Here is a 7,946-nt window from a genome sequence, read left to right on the forward strand (position 1 = left end):
CGGCGGCCTCCGCCGCCGCGTCACGGGCGGCCTCCGCCTGCGCGGACCCGGTGCGCAGCACGATCGGCGGCAGGAACGCCAGGACCACGGTGGCGGCCACGGCGAGGATGCCGGCCACCAGGTAGATCTCCGACATGCTCAGCGCGAAGCCCTGCTCGAAGGGGTAGGCGACGAGCTGGGGCAGGCGGTTGATGACCGAGGAGTCCTTGGTGATGGACTCGAGCGCACCCGCCCCCGTGGCGGGGTCGGCCAGGGCCTGCACGATCCCGTAGGCCTGCGGGTCCTGCCGCAGCGCCGGGTCGGCCAGGCCGTCCTGGATGCCGCGGGCGAGGCTGCCGTTGGCGGTCGCCTCCTCCAGCTGCGTGGTGATCGCGCCGCCGACGCGGCTGAACAGGATCGACAAGAACACGGCCACGCCGACCGTGCCGCCGAGCTGCCGGAAGAAGGTGGCCGACGCGGTGGCCACGCCGATCTCCCGCGGGCTGACGGCGTTCTGCACGATCAGGGTGAGCGGCTGCATGCAGTTGCCCAGGCCGATGCCCAGGATGAGCATGTAGAACATGACCAGCGTCAGCGAGGTGTTGGCGTCGATGGTCCACAGCAGGAAGAGGCCCAGGGCGGCGATGGCGGTGCCGAGGATCGGGAACTCGCGGATCCGGCCGGTCCTTGAGATGAGCTGACCCGTGACGATCGAGGCACCCATCATGCCCGCGACCAGCGGGAGCATCATGAGGCCGGACTCCATGGGGTCGGCGCCGTGGACGATCTGCATGTACAGCGGCAGCGTCATCATCCCGCCGAACATGGCCATGCCCACGATCACGCCGCCGGCGGTGACGATCGCGAAGGTGCGGTCGCGGAACAGGCGCAGGGGGATGAGGGCCTCGTCGCCCGCGCGGGCCTCGACGATGAGGAAGAGGCCGATGCCGGCCAGGCCGACGAGGTAGCAGCCGAGCGCGGCCGGGGAGCCCCAGCCCCAGATGCGGCCCTGTTCGGCCACCAGCAGGAGCGGCACCAGCCCGACGACGATCGCGGCCGCGCCCGCCCAGTCCACCCGGTGGTCCACGCGGACGTTCTTGACGTTGAGGGTGAGGATCACCATCGTCAGCGCGAGGGCGCCGATGGGGACGTTGAGCAGGAAGATCCAGCGCCAGCCGTCGATGCCGAGGATCGTGTCCATGCCGGCGAAGAAGCCGCCGACGACCGGCCCGATGACCGACGACGAGGCGAACACGGCCAGCATGTAGCCCTGGTATTTCGCGCGGTCGCGGGGAGGGATGATGTCTCCGATGATCGCCAGCGCGAGGGACATCAGGGCACCCGCGCCCAGTCCCTGGATGCCGCGGTACACCGCGAGGGTGTACATCGAGTCCGCGAGCGTGCACAGCAGGGATCCGAACACGAAGATCACGATGCCGATGACGAAGAACGGCTTGCGGCCGTAGATGTCGGAGAGCTTGCCGTACAGCGGCGTCGAGATGGTCGACGTCATGAGGTAGGCCGTGGTGACCCACGCCTGCGCGTCCAGGCCCTGCAGGTCGTCGGCGATCGTCCTGATGGCGGTCGAGACGATCGTCTGATCGAGGCTGGCGAGGAACATGGCCGACATGAGGCCGGCGAGGATCACGAGGATCTGACGGTGCGTGAGCTCGCCGTCCTCGCCTGCCCGCGCGGCGGCGGGCGTGGGGGTGGTCATCGGTTCTCCTTGGCGGATGTGAGGGAGTCGAGTTCGGAGCGAAGGGACTCCGCGAGGTGGTTCAGGCTCTCGCCGAGGGACGCCGCCTGCTCGGGTGTCCAGTCGGACAGCACGTCGGCCATCCACTGGCCGCGGCCGTCGAACACGCGGGCCACCAGGTCGGAGCCCTCGGCGGTGAGGGTGACCAGGCTCGCGCGCCCGTCGTCCGGGTCCGGGACCTTGGTCACCAGGCCCAGCGACTCGAGGTGACGGACCTGCCGGCTCACCACCGAGACGTCGGTGTGGACCCGGTCGGCCAGGTCGGTCACCCGGGCGGGCTCGTCGTGGACGGCGAAGAGCAGGGGATGGGCGGACGGCTCGAGCGACTCGTGGAAGCGGGGCACGCAGACGTTGACCGCGCGCAGCAGCTTGACCACGCGTGAGAGATCCACGACGAGCCGGGCGCTCTGGTCGATGTCGACGGACACTCGTAACCTCCCAGCTCGATTCGGTTGCTTGCAGCAAGCAAATATAGGCTGCGAGGGTGGCCTTCGGCAAGTGCGCGGGGGACGGCGCCGGAAATTGGCTGGCCCTGCCTACCGATAGGTAGGCTGACGGCATGACGAAGTCACCCGTAGAGGACCCGATGGCCGTGCCGACTGACACCCGCTCTGAAATCATGGACGCCTTCGCAGGTCAGCTGGCGGCAGGGGGTTACACGGGAATCTCCCTGGTCGGCGTCGCCCGGTCGGTAGGGATTCGCAAGCCGTCCATCTACCACCACTTCCCAGGTGGGAAGGAGGAGCTGTACAAGGAGGTCGCGCTCCGGTTCACCGCCCGCCTCAGTACACGGATCGAGACGGCGCTCGCCGCCACCGGGGGATTCGAACGGCAACTGGGCGAGCTCGTGGCTGCCGTCGCCGACCAGGACGCCCGGTCGATCTCGTTCGAGCAGAGGGTCTACGACACTCTCGAACTCGTCTCGGAGGAATCCAGGAGCGCGGTGTCCGGCCAGTACGTGTCGGCTGTGCTGGACCCCGTCGTCGACGTCTTCGCCCGCGCCGTCGGACGCGGCGAGATCGCCGGCGAGCCGTGGTTCCTCACCAACGCGTTCTTCCACCTGGCGCGGGCAGTGGATCGCTCCGGAGGGGACGAGGCCGCGGTCGCGGTGGTGCGTCTGTTCCTCGACGGGGCGCGGCCCCACTGAATGGCGCGTCGCGCGGCTGACGAGATTTGTATGATGCGTGCCCCCGGTCGGACTCGAACCGACACTGGACGGGTTTTGAATCCGTTGCCTCTGCCAATTGGGCTACGGGGGCGGTCGCGGCGGGCCGCTGGTCGGGAAGTCTAACCGACGACCGGTGAGCGGCTGTCCGATGCCCGCCCTAGAGTGGCCGTGTGAGCACCACGAGCCAGACCGCAGAAGCCAGTTCCGCAGCCAGCACCACGTCGTCCGACACCGGCAGGGGGCCCGGTCCCAGCCGACTGCTCCTGCTGGACGGGCACTCGCTGGCGTTCCGCGCGTTCTACGCGCTGCCGGCGGAGAACTTCTCCACCGCATCCGGGCAGCACACCAACGCGGTGTACGGCTTCCTGTCCATGGTCGCCAACCTGGTCACCACCGAGGAGCCCACCCACATCGCGGTGGCCTTCGACGTCTCGCGCGCGACGTTGCACCGGACCGCGGAGTACCCCGAGTACAAGTCCACGAGGTCGGCGGCGCCCGAGGAGTTCAAGGGACAGGTCGAGCTGATCCAGGAGGCGCTGGTCGCGCTGGGCGTCCGGACGCTCTCGCTGGAGGGGCATGAGGCGGACGACATCATCGCGACCCTGGCCACGCGGGCAGGCGGCACGCATACCCTCATCTGCACCGGCGACCGCGACGCACTGCAGCTCGTGACCGACTCGGTGACCGTCCTCTACCCGGTTAAGGGAGTCTCGGAACTCGCGCGCTACACCCCGGAGTCGGTCGAGGCGAAGTACGGCGTCACCCCGGCGCAGTACCCGGACGTCGCCGCGCTGCGGGGTGACACCTCCGACAACCTCCCGGGAGTGCCCAAGGTGGGGGACAAGACCGCCGCCAAGTGGATCGTCCAGTACGGCACGCTGTCCGAGCTCATCGCGCACGCCGACGAGATCAAGGGGAAGGTCGGCGAGAGCTTCCGGGAGCACCTCCCGCAGGTGCAGCTCAACCGCCGCATCACCGAACTCGCCCGGGATCTCGACCTAGGGGTCGAGATCGGCGATCTCGCCCGCGACCTCCCCGAGCGGGCCGATGTCAACGCGCTGTTCGACCGGCTCGAGTTCGGACCGCAGGCCCGCGACCGGTTCCTCACCGCATTCCTGCCCGAGGGCGCACCCGAGCAGGTGGCGGAGATCGAGCTCGAGCGGGCGGCGGTCCTGCACGCCGGCGAGGTCTCGGACTGGCTGGCAGCGCACGCGCCGGCCGGGAGACGGCACGGCCTCGTCGTCGTCGGATCCTCCCGTCCCGGCGCCGGGGACGCGCACACCGTCACCGTCGCTGCCGCGGGCGGGGCGTCGGCGCACATCGATCTCGCCCGCATCGATCCGGCCGACGAGCGGGCTCTACAGGCGTGGTTGGCGGACGACGCGGTGGCGAAGGCGGTCCATGATTCCAAGGCGGCGACCCACGCCCTGATGGGCCGGGGCCTCGAGCTGGGCGGGGTCGCCATGGACGTCGCGCTCGCCGCGTACCTCGTGCGGCCCGGTCAGCGCAGCTACGGGCTCGCCGAGCTGTTCCAGCGGCACCTGCAGAGGGAACTGCCCGAGGTGGAGTCGGGGGAGAAGCAGCTCTCGCTGCTGGACGAGGTCGACGAGGCCGAGGTGGAGCAACAGAACGCCGACGCGGCGGCGACCCGGGCCCGCGCCGTGGTGGATCTGGCCGAGCGGCTCGACGTGGAACTCGAGCAGGTGCACGGGGCCCGGCTCCTCGCCGAGATGGAGCTGCCGCTCGTGCCGGTGCTCGCGCGGATGGAATCGATCGGCATCGCGGTGGACGGCGCCGCGCTGGACGAGCTGCGCGACGGGTTCGCCGACCGCGGGCGTGACGCCGCGGAGGCCGCGTACGACGCGATCGGGGGCGAGCAGATCAACCTCGGTTCGCCCAAGCAGCTCCAGGTGGTGCTGTTCGAGACCCTGGGCATGCCCAAGACCAAGAAGACCAAGACCGGGTACACCACGGACGCCAAGGCGCTGGAGGAGCTTCTCCTCAAGGAGACGGGGGACACCCCGGGGCGCGCCTTCCTCGAGGCGCTGCTCCTGCACCGCGAGGCCACCAAGATGCGCACCACCGTCGAGGGCCTGATCAAGACCATCGGCGACGACGGGCGCATCCACACCACCTTCAACCAGACCGTCGCCGCCACCGGCCGGCTCTCCTCGACCGACCCGAACCTGCAGAACATCCCGGTCCGCACCGAGGACGGCCGGCGGATCCGCCGGTCCTTCGTCGTGGGCGAGGGCTACGACTGCCTCCTCACCGCCGACTACAGCCAGATCGAGATGCGGGTGATGGCGCACCTGTCCGGGGACGCCGGACTCATCGAGGCGTTCCGGACGGGGGAGGACCTGCACTCGTTCGTCGGCTCGCGGGCCTTCGGCGTGCCCATCGACGAGGTCACCCCGGAGCTGCGGCGCCGCGTCAAGGCCATGAGCTACGGCCTCGCCTACGGGCTCAGCGCGTTCGGGCTGGCCGCGCAGCTCGGGATCGGCCAGAACGAGGCCCGCGAGCAGATGGACGCGTACTTCGCGCGCTTCGGCGGGGTCCGCGACTACCTGCACGCGGTGGTGGACCAGGCCCGCCGGGACGGCTACACCGAGACCCTCTTCGGGCGCCGGCGTTACCTGCCCGAGCTCAACTCGGACAACCGGCTCAAGCGGGAGAACGCCGAGCGTGCCGCCCTCAACGCGCCCATCCAGGGCACCGCCGCGGACATCATCAAGGCGGCGATGCTCGGGGTCCACGCCGACCTCGCCGAGCGGGGACTGCGGAGCCGCCTGTTGCTCCAGGTCCACGACGAGTTGGTGCTCGAGGTGGCGGGGGGCGAGCTGGACGAGGTCCGCGACCTCGTGGTGGATCGCATGTACTCGGCGATCGAGCTCGACGTGCCCCTGGACGTCTCCACGGGAACCGGGCCCGACTGGGACTCGGCAGCTCACTGAGTGGTCACCGGGTGTAACCACTGGGTAACCACCGGCACCACTCGCGGGCGATGTGCTTTGTGGCGGTCGCCGCATGCCCTAGGTTCAGTGCAGATTCGGCTCAACGACGCCTGAAAGGGCACTCCTATGACCCTCACCCCCCGGCGCGGTCTTCGCGCCGTCCTGGCACTGACCGCCACCGCGGCCCTCGCGCTCACCGGCTGCACCACCAACACCGAGGGGCCGGAGGACTCCGGGGAGCCCCGGCAGGAGGTCGCGCTCCAGGTCGACGAGGAGATCGCCGCCCTGGTGCCGGCCGATATCCGCGACAAGGGTGTCATCGTGGTGGGAACCAACCCGCCGTACGCGCCCAACGAGTTCAAGAACGAGAAGGGCGAGATCGTCGGGTTCGACATCGACGTGGTCAACGCCGCCGCCCAGCTGATGGGTCTGACCGCCGAGTTCCGTGAGTCCGATTTCGAGAAGATCATCCCGGCCATCGAGGGCGGCACCATGGACATGGGTGCCTCCTCGTTCACCGTCAACGAGGAGCGGCTCCAGACCGTCGACTTCGTCACCTACTTCGAGGCCGGCATCCAGTGGGCCTCCGCGGTCGGGACCGACGTGGACCCGGACAACGCCTGTGGACTGAGCGTCGCCGTCCAGCGCACCACGGTCTCGGACCAGGAGGACGTGCCCGCCCGGAGCAAGGCCTGCACCGACGCCGGGAAGCCGGCGATCGAGAAGGTCCAGTTCGACTCCCAGGACGAGGCGTCCACCGCCGTGGCCCTGGGCAAGGTCGACGCGATGTCCGCGGACTCGCCCATCTCGGCCTACGCCGTCAAGCAGTCCGACGGAAAGATGCAGCTGGCCGGCGACGTGTTCGACTCCGCCCCCTACGGCTGGCCCGTGCGCAAGGACGCGGACCTGGCCGTGGCCCTCGCGGCCGCCGCCAACAAGCTGATCGAGACCGGTGACTTCGAGAAGATCGCCCAGAACTGGGGCCTCGAGTCCGGGCTCATCGACCGCGCCGAGATCCGGAAGGGCTGAGTGACCGGTCGGTGAGTACCGCGGAGAAGGGGGCCACACCCCCCCGGGCGGACGCCCCGGAGCCCATCAAGGCGGTGCCGCTGCGGCACCCGTGGCGGTGGGTGTCGGCGTCGATCGTCCTGGTGCTCGCGTTCCTCTTCCTCTGGGGCGCGGCGACCAACTCGGCCTACGGCTGGGGCACGTACGGCCGGTACCTCTTCGACACACGGTTCGGCATGGCGGTGTTCTACACCATCGCGCTGACCCTGCTGTCGATGATCCTCGCCGTGATCCTGGGGGTCATCCTCTCGGTGATGCGGATGAGCAGCAACCCGGTACTCAAGGCCGTGGCGTGGGTGTACCTGTGGATCTTCCGCGGGACCCCGATCTACGTGCAGCTGCTGTTCTGGGGCCTGATCTTCACGCTGTACCGGCAGATCCAGTTCGGCATCCCCTTCACCGACTTCCAGGTGGTCCGCTTCGACGACACGATGGCGCTGTACTCCGCGTTCTGGCTGGCCGTCATCGGCCTGGCCATGAACGAGGCCGCGTACATGGCCGAGATCGTTCGGGCGGGCATCTCGTCCGTCCCGGAGGGGCAGGCCGAGGCGTCCACCGCGCTCGGCATGACGTGGGGGCAGACCATGCGGCGCACCGTCCTGCCCCAGGCGATGCGCGTGATCATCCCGCCCACCGGCAACGAGCTGATCTCGATGCTCAAGACCACCTCGCTCGTCGTGGCCATCCCGTTCTCCGGTGAGCTCTACGGTCAGGCCCGCGACATCTCGGGCGTCAACTTCCAGCCGATCCCGCTGCTGCTGGTGGCCGCCACCTGGTACCTGGTCATCACCAGCGTCCTCATGGTGGGTCAGCACTTCCTGGAAAAGAAGTTCTCGCGGGGCGCCACCCGGCAGTTGACCGGCAAGCAGTTGCGCGCGTTGGCGGCGGCGGACGGGATGACCCCGTCGTCTCTCGCCGCCGCCAGGGCCGCGGATCCATCCGGAGGGACAGCATGACGCCGATGGTCAGGGCCGAGCAGGTCTGTAAGAGGTTCGGCTCCCTGGAGGTGCTCAAGGGCATC

General features: G+C 69.4%; 6 protein-coding genes and 1 tRNA gene. 4 read left to right on the top strand and 3 right to left on the bottom strand.

The features are described 5' to 3' along the window. Positions 1-1,696: MDR family MFS transporter (locus B4M60_RS03040; protein ID WP_291080164.1), on the bottom strand; the 1,696-nt coding region annotated here is incomplete at its 3' end. Continuing rightward, positions 1,693-2,163, bottom strand: a complete 471-nt coding sequence (locus B4M60_RS03045) for a MarR family winged helix-turn-helix transcriptional regulator (protein ID WP_291080166.1) — start codon at positions 2,161-2,163, stop codon at positions 1,693-1,695. The genes B4M60_RS03040 and B4M60_RS03045, both read right to left, overlap by 4 nt. A 131-nt stretch (positions 2,164-2,294) precedes the next feature. On the opposite strand from B4M60_RS03045, the gene B4M60_RS03050 reads away from it, so the two are divergent. Next, positions 2,295-2,882, top strand: coding sequence for a TetR/AcrR family transcriptional regulator (locus tag B4M60_RS03050; RefSeq protein WP_291080168.1), 588 nt, complete (start codon positions 2,295-2,297; stop codon positions 2,880-2,882). A gap of 38 nt (positions 2,883-2,920) precedes the next feature. On the opposite strand, the gene B4M60_RS03055 is transcribed toward B4M60_RS03050, so the two are convergent. After that, positions 2,921-2,994: transfer RNA gene (locus B4M60_RS03055), tRNA-Leu, on the bottom strand. Positions 2,995-3,073: 79 nt separating this feature from the next. On the opposite strand from B4M60_RS03055, the gene polA reads away from it, so the two are divergent. From polA to B4M60_RS03070, 3 genes are all read left to right on the top strand, one after another. Then, positions 3,074-5,857: a DNA polymerase I gene (gene polA, locus B4M60_RS03060; RefSeq protein ID WP_291080170.1), complete on the top strand. Its 2,784-nt coding sequence runs from the start codon at positions 3,074-3,076 to the stop codon at positions 5,855-5,857. Between the two features lie 126 nt (positions 5,858-5,983). Then, positions 5,984-6,886, top strand: coding sequence for an ABC transporter substrate-binding protein (locus B4M60_RS03065; RefSeq protein ID WP_291080172.1), 903 nt, complete (start codon positions 5,984-5,986; stop codon positions 6,884-6,886). An 11-nt stretch (positions 6,887-6,897) separates the two neighbouring features. Continuing rightward, positions 6,898-7,881, top strand: a complete 984-nt coding sequence (locus B4M60_RS03070; RefSeq protein WP_291080174.1) for an amino acid ABC transporter permease — start codon at positions 6,898-6,900, stop codon at positions 7,879-7,881. Positions 7,882-7,946: the final 65 nt, after the last annotated feature.

Origin of the sequence: Dietzia sp. UBA5065 (assembly GCA_002415925.1) — a bacterium.
Classification (GTDB): Bacteria; Actinomycetota; Actinomycetes; order Mycobacteriales; family Mycobacteriaceae; genus Dietzia.